13 protein-coding genes are annotated in these 17,071 nt (G+C 65.2%); 7 read left to right on the top strand and 6 right to left on the bottom strand.

Features of this window, described 5'->3' with window-relative positions; translation table 11 throughout:
• The 4 genes from Q0693_RS02555 to pgi form a co-directional block, all read right to left on the bottom strand.
• Positions 1–390 (bottom strand): cytochrome c oxidase subunit II transmembrane domain-containing protein (locus Q0693_RS02555; protein ID WP_298628956.1); only part of this gene is annotated, 390 nt, incomplete at its 3' end.
• A gap of 9 nt (positions 391–399) precedes the next feature.
• A complete protein-coding gene (locus tag Q0693_RS02550) occupies positions 400–2,220 on the bottom strand; it encodes a heme o synthase (RefSeq protein ID WP_298628954.1) in 1,821 nt (606 codons plus the stop codon).
• Positions 2,221–2,385: 165 nt separating this feature from the next.
• Positions 2,386–3,975 carry a phosphoenolpyruvate carboxykinase (ATP) gene (gene pckA, locus Q0693_RS02545; RefSeq protein ID WP_298628952.1) on the bottom strand — a complete coding sequence of 530 codons (1,590 nt, stop codon included), beginning with the start codon at positions 3,973–3,975 and terminating at the stop codon, positions 2,386–2,388.
• A gap of 52 nt (positions 3,976–4,027) precedes the next feature.
• Positions 4,028–5,293: a glucose-6-phosphate isomerase gene (gene pgi / locus Q0693_RS02540; RefSeq protein ID WP_298628950.1), complete on the bottom strand. Its 1,266-nt coding sequence runs from the start codon at positions 5,291–5,293 to the stop codon at positions 4,028–4,030.
• A gap of 90 nt (positions 5,294–5,383) precedes the next feature.
• On the opposite strand from pgi, the gene Q0693_RS02535 reads away from it, so the two are divergent.
• From Q0693_RS02535 to groL, 7 genes are all read left to right on the top strand, one after another.
• Positions 5,384–7,642, top strand: coding sequence for a GNAT family N-acetyltransferase (locus Q0693_RS02535; RefSeq protein ID WP_298628948.1), 2,259 nt, complete (start codon positions 5,384–5,386; stop codon positions 7,640–7,642).
• Positions 7,620–8,393: an RNA methyltransferase gene (locus tag Q0693_RS02530; protein ID WP_298628946.1), complete on the top strand. Its 774-nt coding sequence runs from the start codon at positions 7,620–7,622 to the stop codon at positions 8,391–8,393. Before Q0693_RS02535 ends, Q0693_RS02530 begins: the two co-directional genes overlap by 23 nt.
• Positions 8,390–9,712 carry a DUF4129 domain-containing protein gene (locus Q0693_RS02525; protein ID WP_298628943.1) on the top strand — a complete coding sequence of 441 codons (1,323 nt, stop codon included), beginning with the start codon at positions 8,390–8,392 and terminating at the stop codon, positions 9,710–9,712. Before Q0693_RS02530 ends, Q0693_RS02525 begins: the two co-directional genes overlap by 4 nt.
• The gene (locus Q0693_RS02520; RefSeq protein WP_298628941.1) at positions 9,664–10,578 is read left to right on the top strand and encodes a MoxR family ATPase; all 915 of its coding nucleotides are present in this window, start codon (positions 9,664–9,666) and stop codon (positions 10,576–10,578) included. The genes Q0693_RS02525 and Q0693_RS02520 overlap by 49 nt, the downstream gene beginning before the upstream one ends.
• A gap of 19 nt (positions 10,579–10,597) precedes the next feature.
• Positions 10,598–11,674: a DUF58 domain-containing protein gene (locus tag Q0693_RS02515; RefSeq protein ID WP_243030005.1), complete on the top strand. Its 1,077-nt coding sequence runs from the start codon at positions 10,598–10,600 to the stop codon at positions 11,672–11,674.
• 97 nt (positions 11,675–11,771) lie between these two features.
• The gene (gene groES, locus Q0693_RS02510) at positions 11,772–12,077 is read left to right on the top strand and encodes a co-chaperone GroES (RefSeq protein WP_243027890.1); all 306 of its coding nucleotides are present in this window, start codon (positions 11,772–11,774) and stop codon (positions 12,075–12,077) included.
• 10 nt (positions 12,078–12,087) lie between these two features.
• The gene (gene groL, locus Q0693_RS02505; protein WP_243030006.1) at positions 12,088–13,719 is read left to right on the top strand and encodes a chaperonin GroEL; all 1,632 of its coding nucleotides are present in this window, start codon (positions 12,088–12,090) and stop codon (positions 13,717–13,719) included.
• 84 nt (positions 13,720–13,803) lie between these two features.
• Here the strand turns inward: groL and Q0693_RS02500 are convergent, their stop codons facing one another.
• Both Q0693_RS02500 and Q0693_RS02495 read right to left on the bottom strand, forming a co-directional pair.
• A complete protein-coding gene (locus tag Q0693_RS02500) occupies positions 13,804–14,337 on the bottom strand; it encodes a DUF2726 domain-containing protein (RefSeq protein WP_298628937.1) in 534 nt (177 codons plus the stop codon).
• Positions 14,338–14,397: 60 nt separating this feature from the next.
• Positions 14,398–17,071, bottom strand: a 2,674-nt coding sequence (locus tag Q0693_RS02495) for an LAGLIDADG family homing endonuclease (protein ID WP_298628936.1), incomplete at its 5' end; no start/stop codon positions are given.

The following is a 17,071-nucleotide window of genomic DNA, read 5'->3' as shown; positions in this document are numbered from 1 at the left end:
GAAATCCCACCAGAACTGGTAGCCCACAACCTCCACCTTCAAGGCCCCGGCGGGGAGCTGGTTGACTTGGATAAGGCTCCGAGCGGTGAGCCCGAAAAGGACAAAGACGATGAGGAGGGGAATCACCGTCCAGATGACCTCGAGGCGGTCGTTGCCATGGACCTGGGGCGGCTCCCCCTGTTGCCCTGGCTTAGCCCGGAACTTCCACGTCACGTAGGCCAAGGCCCCCGCCACCACCCCGAAAATGAGGATGGCAAAGACCAAAACCCAGACTAGGAGAAAGTTGGTCTCTCGGTTGAAAGGGGATACGGGGTGGGTAATGGCCACCCGATGGGCCTCCTGGGCCAGGGCTAAACCTAAGAAACTGAGCGCCGCTACAACTCCTTTCATCTTCCCTCCCTAAAGCACCCGGTCCACCGCCATGGCCACGAACAAGAGGGCCAGGTAGAGCATGGAGTATTTATACAACGAAACCGCGGTCCTCCGCTCGGGCTGGCGGTAGAGGGCAAGGCTCTTAAAGATAAGTAGACCGTTAAGGGCCAGGCTGAAGAACAGGTACAAGAGGCCGAGCTCCCCCAGAAGAAGGGGCATGAGGGAGATCAAGGCGGTAAGGACCGCATAAAGGGCGATCTGCATCACCGTAACCCGCTCCCCCAACACCACGGGCAGCATGGGCACGCCCACAGCCCGGTAATCGTCCTGGATCATGAGGGCCAAGGCCCAGAAGTGCACCGGGGTCCAGAAGAAGATGAGGGCGAAAAGGTACCAGGCAAAGAGGCTTAAATCACCGGTCACCGCCGCCCAGCCCACCAAGGGAGGAAAGGCCCCTGCCGCCCCGCCGATGACGATGTTGTGCCAAGTGCGCCGCTTGAGATAAAGGGTGTAGACCAGCACGTACCAGATGAGGCCCATAAGGGCCAGGGTGGCCGTGAGGAGGTTCGCCCCCCACCAGAGGAGCAGGAAGGAAAAGAGGGCCAGGGCAAAGGCAAAAAGGAGGGCATCCCTACTGGAGATCCGCTGGGTGACCGTGGGCCTTTTGGCCGTGCGGCGCATGCGGGCGTCTATATCCCGGTCCACCACCATGTTGATGGCGTTGGCCGCCCCTGCCATCATGTACCCCCCTAGGGCCACCACCAGGAATAGGCCCGTCCCTGGCCAGCCCTTGGCGGCGATGAGCATGGCCAGGAGGGTGGTGAAGAGGAGCAGGCTTATGACCCGGGGCTTGGTGAGGGCCAGGTAGTCCTTCCAGGTGGCCCCGCCGGTGCCGCGGTGCACCGAAGCCCCTGCCCCCTCCCCTAGCTCCACCCGCCTGGCCCCTCGAGCCAGGGCTGCAGCCATAAGGAGAACAAAGATGAGCCAAACTGCGTACGCCAGGAGGAGGTGGAGGATCTGCATCCAAACGGGGGCTTTAAGCCAAACGTTCACCAAACCGGCCAAAAGCTGCACCCCATAGAGGTAAGCCAGGGCGTGAGCCAAGCGGCGGGTGTGGGAAGAAGGCCTGAGGTGGGCTACCAGGTAACCGGCGAAGACCACGTAAAGCCCCACGCTTACCGCGATAAGGGGGTGGAGGACCCTGAGGCGCACCAGGAAGTGCTCACCAGGGGTGAGGGAGCGCTCCAGGGCCTCGAGGGTGTTCCGCACGGGGAAGAGGAGGTCCCCTAAAGCGGTCACCGCCCCGCTCATTCCCAGGAAAAGGAGCGCGAGAAGGCCCAGAAGCAAGGCCACCCCCACCGCACCCTGCCCCCTAAGGCGCAAAGGCGCACCCCCCGAGGCCCACCAGGCGGCGAGGGCCAAGGAGGCCAGGAGAAAATAGGTGTTGGCCAGGTGCACCATCTGCACCACGGCCCGGGCCGGGCTCACGTTGTGGGCCGTCCAGCCGAAGAGGACCAGGGAGGCCCCCACCAGGCTCTCGGTGATCATAAAGAAAAAGGCCAGCCCTGCCCCCAGCCGCACCGGATGGCCCTTGGGAAAGAGGCGGAAGGCCAGAAGGGCCAAAAGAAGCACGGAAAGGAAGGCCAGACCCGAGGTGGCCCGGTGGGTGAACTCTATGAGGGTCTCCACCTGGGGGCTTCTGGGGATGATCTCCCCATTGCAGGTGGGCCAGTGGGCGCCGCAGCCCGCCCCCGCACCTGTGGCCCGCACATAAGCCCCCCAGAGGGCCACCAGGATGTTCCACACCAAGACTCCCCAGGCGTAACGGCTAAACCAGGCTTGGCTCATAACATGCCCGTCCCCCAGACGGTAGTGCTTACCATTCTGCCAGAAGACCTTATCCGGGGGTGAAGTACATTTGTCCCTTCCATTACCTGCCACTTAGGAGCCTAAGACCCCCCGGCCCCGTTTGGCAAGGGGTTGGCCCCTAAGCCCAGCCTTGCAGGCTCGCTTCTATCCCACCCTCGGCCCCGCCTGGAGCACCGCCTCCTCTACCCCGTCGGCGTATTTACGGAAGTTTTCCTGGAAAAGTGTGGCCAGCTTCCTGGCCTGCCGGTCATAGGCTTCCTTGTCGGCCCAGGTTTCCCGCGGGTCCAGAAGCTCCTTCGGTACCCCGGGCACCTCCCTGGGTACCTCAAAGCCGAAGACGGGGTCCTGGCGGTAAGGAACCCCCTCGAGGGCCCCGCTTAGGGCCGCCTGCAAGAGGGTGCGGGTGAGGGGAAGGGGGAAACGCCGGCCCACCCCGTAAGGTCCCCCGGTCCAGCCGGTGTTCACCAGGTACACCCTGGGGCCGTGCCTCTGGATCTTCTCCCCCAGCATCCGGGCATAAACCCCGGGGTGAAGGGGCAAAAAGGGTGCCCCGAAGCAGGCGGAAAAGGTGGCCTTGGGCTCGGTGATCCCCCTTTCTGTCCCCGCCACCCGGGCGGTGTAGCCGGAAAGGAAGTAGTACATGGCCTGCTCTGGGGAAAGGCGAGCGATGGGGGGCAGAACCCCATAGGCGTCGGCGGAGAGGAAGAAGATGGCCTTGGGATGGCCCGCCATACCCGAGTCCACCACGTTTTCCAGGTGGGCAAGGGGGTAAGAGGCCCGGGTGTTCTCGGTCTTGGTGTCGTCATCCCACTCCACCCGGCGGCTTTCCGGGTTCACCACCACGTTCTCCAGAATGGCCTCAAACTGGTTGGAGGCTTTATAGATGAGGGGCTCGTGCTCCGGGGAAAGGCGAATGACCTTGGCGTAGCACCCTCCCTCAAAGTTGAATACCCCCTCCCCGCTCCATCCGTGCTCGTCGTCCCCGATCAAAGGCCTTTCCGGGTCGGTGGAAAGGGTGGTCTTCCCCGTCCCGGAAAGGCCGAAGAAGATGGCCACATCCCCTCCCTGCCCCACGTTGGCCGAGGCGTGCATGGGGAAGACCCCTTGCTTGGGCATGAGGTAGTTCATCACGGTGAAGATGCTCTTCTTGATCTCCCCGGCGTACTTGGTGCCCACGATGAGCACCAGCTTTCTCTGGAAGCTGATGCCCACGAAGACCTCGCTCCGGGTACCGTCCCGCCCGGGGTCAGCCAGGAAGTAGGGGGCGTGGACCACGGTAAAGCCGGGAGCGAAGGGCTCCACCTCGTCGTCCTCGGGGAAGCGGCGCGGGAGGATGAACATGTTGCGGGCAAAGAGGGCGTGCCAGGGGCTTTCCGTCACCACCCTTACCGCCAAGCGGAAACGCTTGTCGGCCCCGGCATAAAGGTCCTGGACATAAAGGTCCCGGTCGGAAAGGTGGGCAGCCACCCTCTCCAAGAGGGCCTGGAAGGCCTCTGGGGCGAAGGGCTGGTTCACCTCGCCCCACCAGATTTCCTCCTCCACCCCAGGCTCCCGCACCACGAACTTGTCCTTGGGACTTCTCCCCGTGTAGGGGGTGGTGTCCACCACCAAGGACCCCTTGTGGGCCAAAAACCCCTCCCCCCGGGCCAGGGTGTGCTCCACCAGGATGGGGGAAACCGTGTTCCAAAAAACCTGCTTCCTCGGTTTGATGCCCAAAGGCTCCAGTCGGTCCATAGCGACCCCCTTATGCCTAGGGCATCATACACTTATTTCCACGCTTCCAAGGCTAGGCGCCGTATCCGGGACGTCCCAGAAGGGCCAAGGTTAAGCGCTTACCCAGCTCCACCCCGGGCTGGTCAAAGGCGTTCACCCCCCAAAGCTCCCCCAGGAAAGCGGTCTGCCACATGAGGTGTTGCAAAAGCCAGCCCACGGCGTAGGGGGAAACCTCCGAGAGGTACAGGACGTAGGCCCTCTGCCCCGCCTCGGCCAAGGCCTGGTAGGTGGCCTCGGCCTCGGCCCTTAGAAGCTGGAACAGGCCTTTGCCAAAGAGGTAACCCGCCTCCTCCTCGAGGCCTTCCACCCGGGGCAGGGTGAGGTCCTCCGTGGCCCTTTCCGGCACCACCAAAACGATGAGCTTGTCCAGGGGACCTTCCCGGAAGAGCTGCACTTGGGCGTGCTGGTCCTGAGGGCCCAAGGCGGGCACCGCGGTGGTGCCCACCCGGTTGCCCTCCCCGTCCCGCTTGCCCAAGGACTCATCGTGGAGCTGGACAAACCAGGCAGGAAGGTATCGGAGTCGCTCGGAGTAGACCATGAAGACGGTGATGGGCAGCTGGCGGTGGAGGTGCTGCAGGAGGGCGGTCTGCAGGGGCAGGTTCTCCTCCAGGGGAGCCAGGGCCACCTCATTGGCCTTCCTGGCCCCCATGAGGAGGGCCTCCAGGTCCATCCCGGCGAAGGCCAAGGGGAGGAGGCCCACCGGGGAGAGCACGGAAAAGCGCCCCCCCACGTTTTCCGGAATGGCAAAGGCCAAGAGACCCTCCCTTTCCGCCAAAGCCCGTAGCGCCCCCCGCCGGGGGTCGGTGGTGAGGACCAGGTGCCGCCGCCAGTCCTCCCCCAGGTTTTCCCGAAGCCAGTTTAGGAAGATGAGAAGGGCGGCCAGGGTTTCCGCGGTAGCTCCCGACTTGGAAACCGCATTCACCAGGGTCTTCTGGGGGTCCAGGCCCCGAAGGAGCCGGAGCACGGGCTCCGGCTCCACGTGGTCCACGTAGTGGAAGCGCACCCCGCTTTCGTTGAAGGCGGTCTCCAGGGCCTTAGGCCCCAGGGCGCTCCCCCCGATGCCCAGAAGGACAAAGTCCTCCACCCAAGGGTTGGCCTCGCGGTAGCGGCGGATACTCCTTAAGGTTTCCGTGTCCTCGGGAAGGTCTATCCAGCCCAGCATGCTTTGGGGATCCTTCCGCTTGAAAAGAAGGGCCTCCCGAGCCCTTAAGAGGACGGGGGCCTGCTCCTTAAGGGCCTCCGGGAAACGGGAAAGGAAGCGGGTATCCAGCCTGAGCATGGACCCATGCTACCGGGAATCCAGGGGAAAGGCCACCAGGTTGGGTGGGAAAAGGAATAACCCCCAGGCTATGGGGAGTAGGCTAAAGGCATGGGCTATGTGCCCCCACCCACGCCCCAGTATGGCCTCGAGGAGGGCCCCATCCTCCTTAAGGACGGGCGCACCGCCTTTCTAAGGCGGGCAAGCCCCAAGGACCTCCCCCTTTTCGTGGAGTTCCTGAGGCGGCTATCCCCGGAGTCCTTGCGCATGCGCTTCTTCTCCCCCATCTCTCCGGAAAAGGCGGCGGAGCTCCTCCTTTCCGCCAAACCGGAGGAGGAAAAGGTGACCCTCATCGTCCTGGCCCAGGACCCTCCTAGGATAGTGGCCACGGGGGAGTACGTGCGCCTTAAAGGGGAGGACACCGCCGAGGTGGCCTTTTTGGTGGACGATGCCTTCCAGGGCAAGGGCCTGGGCACCCTCCTTCTGGAGCGCCTGGCCCTGATCGCCGCCAAGCGGGGGGTAAGGCGGTTTCAGGCCTTCGTCCTGGCGGAGAACCAGAAGATGCTCAACGTCTTCATGGAAAGCGGCTTCCAGGTCCGGGCCCACCGGGATAGCGGCGAGATTGAGGTGGAGTTTGAGATCCTCCTGGAGGAAAGGGTGGCGGAGCGCTTTGAGTGGCGGGAGAAGGTCTCCACCTTGGCCAGCCTCCACCCCCTCTTCTTCCCCAAGGGGGTGGCGGTGGTGGGGGCGAGCCGCGACCCGGAAAGCATCGGCTACCGCGCCCTGGAAAACCTCATCTTTGCCCGCTTCCAAGGGCCCGTCTACCCGGTGAACGAGGCCATCGGCAAGGAGGGGGGCACGGTGGGGCCCCTTCTCGCCTACCCCCGGGTGGAAAGCATCCCCGGCCCCGTGGACCTGGCGGTGATCGCCGTGCCCAAGGAGCGGGTCTGGGAGGCCCTCGAGGCCTCAGGAAGGCGGGGGGTGCGGGCGGCCATCGTCCTCACCACCGGCTTTACGGAAAAAGAAGCCCGGGAACTGGCCGACAAGGCCCGGCGCCATGGGATGCGCCTCCTGGGGCCCGGCTCCTTGGGTATGGTCCACACCCACCCTGAGGTCCGCCTGGCGGCGGGCCTGGCTCCCCTCCCCAAACCTGGACCCCTGGCCATCTCCAGCCAGTCGGGGACCCTGGGCCGGGCGGTGATGGCCTATGCGGAGGGCATGGGGCTGGGCATCTCCTCCTTCGTTTCCTTGGGGGCTAAGGCGGACATCTCCTCCAACGACCTCCTGCAGTTCTGGGAGGAGGACGAGAGGACCCGGGTGATCCTCCTCTACCTGGAAAGCTTCGGCAACCCCAGGCGCTTCTCCCGCTTAGCCCGGAGGATCGGCAAGAAAAAACCCATCCTGGCGGTGCACCCCTCCCGGGACCCTCTGGTGCGGGCCCTCTTCGCCCAGGCCGGGGTGATCCGGGCCAACAGCCTGGAGGAAGCCTTTGACGTGGCCGCCCTCCTGGCCCTGGGACAGCTTCCGGAGAACAACCGGGTCCGCCTCATCTCCAACGCCTCCGGTCCCTCCAACCTGGCCCTCGAGGCCCTACGGGAAGGGGGGCTAGTCGTGGAACACGTGGACCTGGGCTCCACCGCCAAGGCGAAGGAGTTCGCCCGCGCCCTGGAAGAAGCCATGGCAAGCGAGGCGGGAAGCGTGTTCCTCCTCTTCGTACCCATGGGCTTTGCCAGCGAGGAGGAGTTCCTGGCTCTTTTGGAAAGGGTGGAAGGAAACAAGCTCCTCCTGAGCTGCGTGATGGGCTCCCCCGGGGTGCGGGCAAGGGTTATGGGCCGGGTGGCCCTCTACCGCTTTCCCGAATCGGCGGCCATCGCCTTGAGCCGGGCCTGGGCCTACAAGGCCTGGCGGGAAGAACCCCTCCACTTCCCCGACTTCCCGGATTTGCACCTGGAGGAGGCAAGAAGGCTTTTGGAGGGCAAGAAGGAGCTACGGCGCGAGGAGGAAGAGGCCCTCCTCCGCTGCTTTGGCCTTCCCGTGGGGCAAGGAGAAGGCCTTTTTCTCAGGCTCACCGCCAAGCCCCACCCCCTCTTCGGCCCCGTTCTCGCCCTGCTCCTGCCCACCCCTTTGGGAGAGCTGGCCTTGGGGGAAAGGCTCTCCCCCCTCACGGAAAAGGATGCCCGGGAGCTCACCCGACCCCTGGGGGACCAGGTAGACCCTACCCCCTACCAGGAAATCCTCCTCCGCCTTTCCCGCCTCCTGGAGGAGTTCCCCCAGGTGGAGGAGGTGTCCTTGGAGCTTTCCGGCCCCTCCATCGCCCGCTTTGCCATCCGCCTTTCGGGAGACCCCCATGCGCATCCAAAGCCCCGCTAACCCCAAGGTGAAGGCCCTAGCCGCCCTGAAGGAACGAAAGGAGCGGGAGCGGGCTGGCCTTTTCCTGGTGGAGGGCCGGCGGGAGGTGGAAAGGGCCCTTAGGGCCGGCCTCCGCTTGGAAACCCTCCTCCTCGGCCCTAAGGCCACCCCGGAGGACCGGGCCCTGGCGGGCCAAGCCCCTGTTCTGGAGTTCTCCCAAGAGGCTATGGAGCGGGTTTCCGTAAGGGAAAACCCCCCGCCCGTCATCGGGGTCTTCCGCCTGCCCCGAAGGACCCTCGAGGAGGCCAGGCTCCCGCAAAATCCCCTGGTCCTGGTCCTCTTGGGCCTGGAAAAGCCCGGCAACCTGGGGGCCATCCTGCGCTCGGCGGACGGGGCGGGGGTGGACCTGGTCCTGGTGGCGGAAGGGGTGGACCTCTATAGCCCCCAGGTGATCCGGAACTCCACCGGGGTGGTCTTCTCCTTGCCCGTCTTTCCCGTGGCCGAGGGGGAAGTGGCCCATTTCCTGGAGGAAAAAGGGCTTCTCCTGGTGGCGGCCACCCCCAGAGGGGAAAAGGTGTACTGGGAAGAGGACTACAAAAAAGGCGTGGCCTTCCTCCTGGGCGCCGAGGACGAAGGCCTTTCCCAGGCTTGGCTTGCCCGGGCGGGGGTTCGGGTGCGCATCCCCATGCGGGGGGTGGCGGATAGCCTCAACGTTTCCGTGAGCGCCGCCCTCCTCCTCTACGAGGCCCTGCGCCAGCGGGAGGGGGGATGAGGCCCGTTCCCCTTACCCCCTTCCTGGGCCTAGGGCTTCTGGCCCTCCTACCCCTCTGGACCCCTCCTTTGGCCGTGGGCGTCTTCCTCCTCCACCTAGCCAAGAGGTTTTATGGGGGAGCCTTTCTGTGGGGGGCCTTCCTCCCTGGCCTTCTCCACGCCCTTGCCTCCCCGTTCCCCTCCTGGCTCCAGGGATGGGCCCTGACGTCTGGGCTTCTCCTCCTCTACGGACTTTTCCTGGCCACCAAGGCTCGGCCCCTTTCCAGCCTCTTTCTCCTTCCCCCAGCCCTTTGGCTAGGTCCCTTGGGCCTTTTCCTTCTAGGGCTCTTGCACGGGTTTAGCCTCCTCGAGGAGGCCCATCGGCGCGCCCAGGAACGGGGGGAGGCGTTTCGGACCTCCGCTTCCACCCTCTGGGTCCCGGGGATCCTAGGCCTCCTGCTGGCAGGCCTGGCCTCCTTCCCCCTGCGCCTCCCTGCCCTTCCCCTACCCACCCCACCCTCCCTTAGCCTCCAGGCCTCCCCCGAAACCGGGCCCGGGCCCAAGGAGGTGGTGGCCTACCCAACCCCAGAGGAGAAGCCTCCCCCCTGGGTGGCCTTCCTGAACCGGGCCTTGGCCTTGGCAGAGCCCCTGGCCTTACTCCTCATCCTCCTGGCCCTTTGGCCTCTTCTGGGCCGGGGGGAAAGGCTTCCCTACCGGGGGGTTCACCTTTTACCCCTCCTGTTAGCCCTTTTGGTCGCCGGCCTCTTCCTCCTCTACCTGGGCACCCTAGGGGGTGGGGAAAGCGCGCCGGAAAGCACCCCTTCCGCTTCCGTGCCCACCCCTTCCCAGGAAAACAGCCCCCAGGAGGCCTTACCGGGGCCCAGGCGGTTGCGCGAGGTGGGCCTAGCCTTGGCAGGCCTTTCCGCCCTTTTCACCCTGGGCCTTCTTTTCCTCTTCCTATTCCTGGTTTGGCGGTACCGGGAAAGAGGCAGGCCAGGCACCACCCCTAAGGAAGGGGTCCAAGCCTCCCAAGCCCTCCCAGAGGCCCTTCCCCAGGACCGGGTGCGGCGGGCCTACTTCCAAGCCCTAAAGGCCCTTAAGAGGGCTGGCCTCCCCCGCCAGGCCTCCGAGGGGCCCTTGGAGTACCTGGAAAGGGTTTCCCCTCTTCTCCCCGGGCTCAGGGAACCCCTTTGGGGGCTCACCGGCCTCTACCTGCCCGTGCGCTATGGGGGAAAGGCTGGGGAGGAGGAAGCGGAAAGGGCGGAAGCCTTTTTGCAGGATATCCTTAGGCTATGCTCCTCGCCCGCATCCACCGAGCCCTTTCGGGCCGGGTCCTCCTGAAGGAGGAAACCCTAAGGCTTTCCCTCGCCACCCTCCTCTCTGGGGGGCATCTTCTTCTGGAAGACGTGCCCGGGACCGGCAAGACCACTTTCGCCAAGGCCTTGGCCCGGGTCCTGGGCCTCTCCTTTAGCCGCATCCAGATGACGCCAGACCTCCTGCCCCAGGACCTCACCGGGGTCTATCTCTACCGGGAAGGAAACCTGGTATGGCAAAAGGGGCCCATCTTCGCCCAGGTCCTTTTGGTGGACGAGCTCAACCGGGCCACCCCCAGGACCCAGTCCGCCCTCCTCGAGGCCATGGGGGAAGGCCAAGTAACCCTGGAAGGGAAAACCCACCCCTTGCCCGAGCCTTTTTTCGTCCTGGCCACGCAAAACCCCGTGGAGGAGGAGGGCACCTACCCTCTCCCCGTAGCCCAGCGGGACCGGTTCACCGCCCGGCTTTCCCTGGGCTATCCCGATGAGAAAGCCCTTCTCCTAGCCCTCAAGGAAAAGAACCCCCTGGAGGGCCTGGAAGCCGTCACCCAAGGGGAGGAACTCTTGGCCCTGCGTCAGGAGGTGCGCCGGGTAAAGGTGGCGGAGGAACTGCTGGACTACCTTCTGGCCCTATCCACCTGGCTTAGACGCCGGGAGGAGGTGCGGCTTGGCCCCTCCCCTAGAGCCCTCTTACAGGTGGAGCGCCTGGCCCAGGCCCTGGCCCTTTTGCAGGGGCGAGGCTTTGCCGTGCCCGAGGACATCAAGGAGGCCTTCCGGGCCGCCATCCCCCACCGCCTCCTGCTAAAGCTGGAGGCGGAGCTAGCCGGAGCCAGCTCGGAAGGGCTGGTGGTCGAGGCCCTTAAGGTGGTACCCACCCCGGTGGAAAGGGCCTAGGGATGGAGGAAAGGGCTTTATGGAAGCGGCCTTGGCTCTCCTCTCCTTGGCCCTCCTCCTAGCCCTTTGGCGGGCGCCCTGGTTCGCCCAGGTCCGGGTCAACGCCCACGGCCTGGCCCCCGGTTTCCCCGGCCAGGAGGGAGAGGGGCAGGTGGAGGTGGAGGTCTGGGCCCCCCTACCCCTCTACGTGCATCTGGAAACCCTGCCCTCGGCTCCCCTGGGCCTCAAACCCCAGAGCCTCTCTGGGGTGGTCTGGGGAAGGATGCGGCTACCGCTTCCCCTCCCTTACCGCTACCGCCGGCGGGGGGAATACCCTTTGGGCCTCACCCTCCTCCTGAGAAGCCCCTTGGGCCTGGGGGAAAGGCTTGTAAGCCTCGAGGCGGGGAGGGCCTTGGTCTATCCTTCCCTGCGCCCCCTGCCGCCTTTTGAGCCCGCCCCCAGCTTCTTCCTGGAGGGCAGGCCCGAGCCCTTTGGCCTGCCGGATCCCCTGGAGGCCAAGGGCCTCCGCCCTTACCAAGCGGGGGACCCCTTGCGCTTTCTGGCCAAGCAGGCAAGCCTCCGGCAGGGTCGTCCCTTTGTGCGGGAGGTGGAAAAAAGCCTTCTGGGAGGCCTCTTCCTCCACCTGGACACCCAAAGCCTCCACCCCGCCTACCTGGACCACGCCACCAGCCTCGCCGCCTGGCTCCTCCTGCTGGCGGAAAAGAAAGGAGCCCAATACGGCCTTTCCGCAGGAGAGGTCCTCCCCTTAGGGCGGGGAAAGGCCCACCTGGTAAGGGCCCTCTCGCTCCTAGCCCGCCTGCAATCCACCCCAGGCCCCTCCCTTCCCCCCAAGGCCCCCTTCGGGAGCACCTACTTCCTCATCAGCCAGGGGGCGGAGGAATCCTTCCTGGAGGCAACCCTAAGGGGAGCCGCCCAGGCCCGGCAGGGGGTCCTTCTCCTGCTTCCCGAGGGATACTTCCTCTACCCGGGTGAGAAGGGCCGGGTAGCCTTTGGCAAGACCCCAGGCCTGGCCCGGGCCCTGGCCCTGAAGGGCCTTCTCCTGGCCCATGGGATAAGCCTCCGGGTGGTGCGGGGCCACCAGACCCTCACCTTATAACACCCCCCTCAACCCCCTTGACAAAAGGACGCGGGGCCAAAATAATAACCCTTGGTTTGACACTCTCGGCCTTTGAGCGTCAAAGGAGGGAGTGAATATGGCTGCGGAGGTGAAGACGGTGATCAAGCCCCTAGGCGACAGGGTTGTGGTGAAGAGGATTGAGGAGGAGCCCAAGACCAAGGGCGGCATCGTGCTCCCGGATACCGCCAAGGAGAAGCCCCAGAAGGGCAAGGTGATCGCGGTGGGCTCGGGCCGCATCTTGGAGAACGGGCAGAAGGTGCCCCTGGAGGTCAAGGAGGGGGACATCGTGGTCTTCGCCAAGTACGGCGGCACCGAGATTGAGATTGACGGCGAGGAGTACGTGATCCTCTCCGAGCGCGACCTTTTGGCGGTCTTGCAGTAGGAGGTGAGGTATGGCGAAGGTCCTAGTGTTTGACGAGGCAGCCCGCAGGGCTTTGGAGCGCGGCGTGAACGCCGTGGCCGATGCGGTGAAGGTAACCCTGGGCCCCCGGGGCCGGAACGTGGTCCTGGAGAAGAAGTTCGGCTCCCCCACCATCACCAAGGACGGGGTGACGGTGGCCAAGGAGATTGAGCTGGAAAACCACCTGGAGAACATCGGGGCCCAGCTCCTCAAGGAGGTGGCCTCCAAGACCAACGACGTGGCCGGTGACGGCACCACCACTGCCACCGTCTTGGCCCAGGCCATCGTGCGGGAGGGCCTGAAGAACGTGGCCGCCGGCGCCAACCCCTTGGCCCTCAAGCGGGGCATTGAGAAGGCGGTGGAGGCGGCGGTGGAGAAGATCCGCTCCCTGGCCATCCCCGTGGAGGACCGCAAGGCCATTGAGGAGGTGGCCACCATCTCCGCCAACGATCCCGACGTCGGCAAGCTGATCGCCGACGCCATGGAGAAGGTGGGGAAGGAGGGGATCATCACCGTTGAGGAGTCCAAGAGCCTGGAGACCGAGCTGAAGTTCGTGGAGGGGTACCAGTTTGACAAGGGGTACATCTCCCCCTACTTCGTCACCAACCCCGAGGCCATGGAGGCGGTCCTGGAGGACGCCTTCATCCTCATCGTGGAGAAGAAGGTCTCCAACGTGCGGGAGCTCCTCCCTGTCCTGGAGCAGGTGGCCCAGACCGGCAAGCCCCTCCTCCTGATCGCCGAGGACGTGGAGGGCGAGGCCCTGGCCACCTTGGTGGTCAACAAGCTCCGGGGCACCCTGAACGTGGCCGCGGTGAAGGCCCCTGGCTTCGGTGACCGCCGCAAGGAGATGCTGAAGGATATCGCCGCGGTCACGGGCGGCACCGTGATCAGCGAGGAGCTGGGCTTCAAGCTGGAGAACGCCACCCTCTCCATGCTGGGCCGGGCCGAGCGGGTGCGCATCACCAAGGACGAGACCACCATCGTGGGCGGCAAGGGCAAGAAGGAGGACATTGAGGCCCGCATCAACGGCATCAAGAAGGAGCTGGAGACCACCGACAGCGAGTACGCCAAGGAGAAGCTCCAGGAGCGCCTGGCCAAGCTGGCGGGGGGCGTGGCGGTGATCCGCGTGGGGGCGGCCACGGAAACCGAGCTCAAGGAGAAGAAGCACCGCTTTGAGGACGCCCTCTCCGCCACCCGGGCTGCCGTGGAGGAGGGGATCGTGCCCGGCGGTGGCGTGACCCTCCTCAGGGCCATCAGCGCCGTGGACGAGCTCCTCAAGAAGCTGGAGGGGGATGAGGCCACCGGGGCCAAGATCGTGCGCCGGGCCCTGGAGGAGCCCGCCCGCCAGATCGCGGAAAACGCTGGCTACGAGGGCTCGGTGGTGGTGCAGCGCATCCTCTCCGAGACCCAGAACCTGCGCCTGGGCTTTAACGCTGCCACCGGGGAGTTCGTGGACATGGTGGAGGCGGGCATCGTGGACCCCGCCAAGGTGACCCGCTCCGCCCTGCAGAACGCCGCTTCCATCGGCTCCCTCATCCTCACCACCGAGGCGGTGGTGGCGGAGAAGCCCGAGAAGAAGGAGTCCACCCCCGCTCCCGCAGGCGGCGGCGACATGGACTTCTAAAGCCACCCCCACCTGGCTTCGCCAGGTGGGGGGCCCCGGCAAGGGGGCAAGTGGGGCTGGGCCTAGGCCCAGCCCCTTTTTGCTTTAACCCCTACCTCCCGTCTTGCCCTCGCTCCCTTTGCCTAGCGCCAAGTGGACCTCCAGAAGACGCCGGACTTCTTCCAAAGCGTACCCTTCTTTAACCCGCACCCGCACTAGGGATAGCCCCACCTGCCGCGCCAGGGCCTCTAGAAAGCGGTCTCGCTCCTGGCGGTCTTCCCGTTGGTGACTTCGGTCGTCCAGCTCTATGGCTAAAAGGGGCCGGGCGTCTTGGGCTCGCACTAGGAGAAAATCCACGTGTTTGGCCAACACCCGGTTCAAGGCTGCCTGCCGCTCCTTCCCCCTGGCATCTATATAGAGCACGTCCACCAAGCGCACCTTGGGCCACACCCTCACCCCTTCAGGCACCGCTCTTTCCAGCACCCCAAGGAATGAGCGCTCCGCCGGGGTAAGTACGGAATGCCTAAGGCGATACGGGAGGGAGACATCCTGCCCCCCTAAACCTTCTCTCTTACCCAGGAGGCCCAAGGCGAAGATTACTAACCCTAGGAAAACCAGGACGAAAAGGAGGGTTTCCATCCTGGTGGCAGTATACGGGTTTGGGGAGGGCAATCTAAGGGTTGCCGAGTTCCTAGAAGTTTAAAAGGGCACCACCTCCTCCTTGGGGCTAGCCCCGCCATTCCCCTGCAAGAAGACCTCCCGGTCCGGCACCAGGTAGGCGCGGAAGCCCTCGGCCTCGAGGGCCTCCAGAACCCCTTCCCCCACCCGGGCTTCCCGCAAGGAAAGGATGGCCTCCCCAAAGGGCCCCTGGACCCTCAGGTATAGGGGAAGCGGCCCAGGGTGCTCGTCCAGGATGCTCTTTAGGAGGGTGACGCCTCCCTGGTCCAAAAGGGCGTGATCCACCTCCACCTCCAAGGCCTTAGGGGCCTCGGCCACCTCCTCATGGGTCCAGGCAGCCTGGGCTATTACCCTAAGCCCTCCCTCCTCCCGCTCCACCTCCGCCAGGACCAGAAGGGGGGTGTCCTCCTTGAGCTTGGGGGAGACCCCCTCATAGGCCCGGCCGAAGGCCACCACCTCCAAGGCCCCGGTCTCGTCGGAAAGGGTAAAGCGGGCCATCATCCCCCCGCTACGGGTGGGCTTGCGCACCACCTCCTCCACCATGCCCGCAAGGAGTACCCGGGCCCTTGGGGGAAGGCCCTGGATGAAATCGGCTAGCTCCTCCAAGGGGCAGCTGGCCACCTCCCTTAGCCCCGGGTAGCGGAGCACAGGGTGGCCGGAGACATAGATGCCCAAGGCCTCCTTCTCGTAGCGGAGCCGGGTGATCTCGTCCAGGGGCGAAGCCTCCAGCAAGGGGGGCTCCATGTCCGCTCCCGCCTCGGCAAAGAGGCCCAACATCCCCGAGCGCGCCCGCTTTTGGCTTTCCGCCGCCCAGCGAAGGAGGGGTTCCAAGGAGGCGAGGAGCCTCGCCCTATCCCCAAAGGCGTCAAAGGCCCCCGCCTTGATGAGGGACTCGAGGGTGCGCTTGTTCACCACCTTCTCGTCCAGGCGCTTTAGGAAATCCCCTAGGCTCTTAAAGGGGCCACCCCGCTCCCTCTCCGTCAGGATGGCCTGGGCCGCCCCCTCCCCCACGTTCTTCACCGCGGAAAGGCCAAAGAGGATCTCCTCCCCCACCACCTTGAAGTCAAAGCCCGAGCGGTTGATGTCGGGGGGGAGGACCGCAATCCCCATGGCCCGGGCGTCGCGGATGTACTCCGCCACCTTGTCGGAGTCGTGTCGCTCCACGCTGAGGAGGGCGGCCATGAACTCCACGGGGTAGTGGGCCTTCACGTAGGCGGTCTGGTAGGAAAGGAGGCTGTAGGCGGCGGCATGGGAGTTGTGGACGATGACATCCTCGGCCAGGAAGGTGTGGGTGCCCTCCACGGTGAGGTCGTAGACCTCCTCCTCCCCTAAGGGCTCTATGGCCTCCACCCGGTCCCAATAGACCTCCGCCCCTGCCAGGCGCCACAGGGCCAGGCTTCCCGTAAGGGCTGCAAGGCGCACCTGGGGGGAACGGGAAAGCCCTAAACGGCCCTTGCCGGACCGCAAAAGCCCTTGGGCCAAGGCCTCCTGGACCAGAGGGAGGAAGGCCAGGGGCAGAATATCCTCGGTGCTCCTTTCCTCCCCCTTCCAGGAGGAGAGAAGCCTCTCCAAGTCCCGCTTCCCCTTGCCCAGCAGGTAAGGCCCCACCCACCTGGCAAAACGCCAGGCGGCCTCGAGGCCCCCAAGAAGGTGGACCCCATAGCCCTTTCGCCCCCCTCCATGGGGGAAATCCTGTTCCACCAGGCGGCTTTGCAGGCCCAGGCGAAGGAGAAGGTGTTGCACCCCTTGGGCCAGGGCCTGGGAAGCGGTGGCGTAGAAGATAAGCCTTTCCTTGGGATCCACTCCCCCATCCCCCGCCCAAAGCCGCCCCAAAAGCCTGGCCACCCCCTCCAGGGGAAGGCCAAAGACCCTTTCCGGCAGCTGCTTTTCCCTGGCGGAAAGGCCCATTAGGCCCATCTCCCAAAGAAAAGCCTCCGCCTCCGAGGGCGCCTTGGGGTTCTGCCGGCCCACATGGAGGTGGGCCACCCCCCGGCGCCAGACCAAGCGGGTACGGGTGTTGGCAAAGCCCGCCAAGGCCTCCCGCATGGCCCAAAGCTCCTCTTCCGAGGAAGGGTACAGGTAAAAGCCGGAGGTATGGCGCAGGCTTCCTTTGCTTAGGGCAAAGCCTAGAAGGTCCAGCTCCTGGGGCCTCAGGTCCTCCGAGGGTTGGTAGGGCAGGTACCGGGGTAGGGCGATGGAGTCCCCCGGACGGAGCTCCCCTAGGTCCCGCCAACCCTCGGGGGTGTAGAGGGGGTGGTTGGCCGTGGCCTCCAGAACCCTTCCCGTGGAGGTGCGCAAGCGGTAAACCCTGGCCCGGCCGCTGGGAAAGGCGGCCAGCACCCGTCTTGGCACCAGGCGCAAGGTATCCTCGTCCAGGGAAACCACCAGGATTCCCTGGGCCTCACCCCGGACGATGGCCTCAATGGGCACCCGCTTCCCCGTGCGGTAGTCCACCACCCGGGTTCTCCCGGGAAGGCATTTGTTAAAGCCGTAGTTGGCGAAGGCCTCCAGCATGTCAAAAAGCCGGTTAGCCTCCTCCTCGGGGACGCCCCGTTCCTTGGCCCCCCGCACGAAGCGCTCCCGGTGCCTTTGCATCTCCTCCACCTTCTTCTTGCCCATGGCCCGGCGGAGGAGGTCCGCCTCCCCCAGGGAGTAGCCGGCCACCTGGGAGGCGATCTGCATGATCTGCTCCTGG

This window comes from uncultured Thermus sp. (assembly GCF_938010445.1).
Classification (GTDB): Bacteria; Deinococcota; Deinococci; order Deinococcales; family Thermaceae; genus Thermus; species Thermus altitudinis.
The sequence above is the reverse complement of the archived record's forward strand: the minus strand, read 5'-3'. Positions and strand labels throughout refer to the sequence as shown.

Coding starts and splice junctions, on each gene's coding strand:
- Q0693_RS02500 (WP_298628937.1), bottom strand. CDS start 14,337: ATGGAAACCCTCCTTTTCGTCCTGGTTTTCCTAGGGTTAGTAATCTTC.
- Q0693_RS02520 (WP_298628941.1), top strand. CDS start 9,664: ATGCTCCTCGCCCGCATCCACCGAGCCCTTTCGGGCCGGGTCCTCCTG.
- Q0693_RS02525 (WP_298628943.1), top strand. CDS start 8,390: ATGAGGCCCGTTCCCCTTACCCCCTTCCTGGGCCTAGGGCTTCTGGCC.
- Q0693_RS02535 (WP_298628948.1), top strand. CDS start 5,384: ATGGGCTATGTGCCCCCACCCACGCCCCAGTATGGCCTCGAGGAGGGC.
- Q0693_RS02550 (WP_298628954.1), bottom strand. CDS start 2,220: ATGAGCCAAGCCTGGTTTAGCCGTTACGCCTGGGGAGTCTTGGTGTGG.
- groES (WP_243027890.1), top strand. CDS start 11,772: ATGGCTGCGGAGGTGAAGACGGTGATCAAGCCCCTAGGCGACAGGGTT.
- pckA (WP_298628952.1), bottom strand. CDS start 3,975: ATGGACCGACTGGAGCCTTTGGGCATCAAACCGAGGAAGCAGGTTTTT.
- groL (WP_243030006.1), top strand. CDS start 12,088: ATGGCGAAGGTCCTAGTGTTTGACGAGGCAGCCCGCAGGGCTTTGGAG.
- Q0693_RS02530 (WP_298628946.1), top strand. CDS start 7,620: ATGCGCATCCAAAGCCCCGCTAACCCCAAGGTGAAGGCCCTAGCCGCC.
- pgi (WP_298628950.1), bottom strand. CDS start 5,293: ATGCTCAGGCTGGATACCCGCTTCCTTTCCCGTTTCCCGGAGGCCCTT.
- Q0693_RS02515 (WP_243030005.1), top strand. CDS start 10,598: ATGGAAGCGGCCTTGGCTCTCCTCTCCTTGGCCCTCCTCCTAGCCCTT.